This window comes from Streptomyces luteolifulvus (genome assembly GCF_008806595.1).
In the GTDB taxonomy this organism is placed as follows: Bacteria; Actinomycetota; Actinomycetes; order Streptomycetales; family Streptomycetaceae; genus Streptomyces; species Streptomyces luteolifulvus.
Genome location: NZ_VZRB01000105.1, coordinates 1 through 769, shown reverse-complemented (window position 1 = coordinate 769; position 769 = coordinate 1). Strand labels below are relative to the sequence as shown.

At 72.8% G+C, this 769-nt stretch carries 1 protein-coding gene; it reads right to left on the bottom strand.

Annotated features, from left to right (window positions below; all coding sequences use genetic code 11):
- The coding region (locus F7R91_RS41780; RefSeq protein WP_150959107.1) for an arsenate reductase/protein-tyrosine-phosphatase family protein at positions 1-600 on the bottom strand (600 nt) is incomplete at its 3' end.
- Positions 601-769 lie beyond the last annotated feature (169 nt).

The following is a 769-nucleotide window of genomic DNA, read 5'->3' as shown; positions in this document are numbered from 1 at the left end:
CACAGCCGCGGCGATACGTTCCACCAGACCCTCGATCCGTACGAGGCAGTCCCGCACCTCTTCGGGGTGGGCACCCAGGGGATCCTCGATGTCGTCCTCGCCCGGACGGACCCGCTCGCTGCCACGCCGGGCGGCGGCTCCCCGGACGAGGGCCTTGAAGCGCGCGGCCGGATCCGCCACGCCCGAGGCGTCCTCCGCCCGCACCAGCCGGGCGAACTCGGACAGGGTGAAGGCGCGGGTCAGCGCCCATACGGGGGACAGCCGCACAGCGGCCTCGCGATGCTCCGTCGCGGCCCCCAGCACCAGATCGGAGTTCTCGACCAGATCCTTCGTCAGCCGCCGCGAACTCGTCCCCGAGGCGTCCGCGCCGCGTTCGAGGAGGAAGGACGCCGCCGTGGCCGCGATGGGCGTACCCGTGAGGGCCCGTGTGCCCGCACTGCTCAGCCGGATCACCGGCCGGGCATCGAGCAGCCGCTGCCTGAGCAGCCACTCGGCAAGGGGGGAGCGATAGAGGTTGCCGGTGCACACGACGAGCACATGAAACCCGGGTGCACACGTGCCGGGCGGCGCGGAGGGTGAGGGCCCGAGACTCTGGAGCATGCCGCCAGTATTCACGCGCGGGGTCCGCCGGACGGGGAGACGCACGTCCGCCGGGGCCATTCGGGTCAGTGCTCGCCGGATGGTTGGGGACCGCGGGTTCTGACGGGGCGGCCGGGGTGCAGGCCGCCGCGGCGATCAACGCGGACCTGGTGGTTGAGGACACCGATGC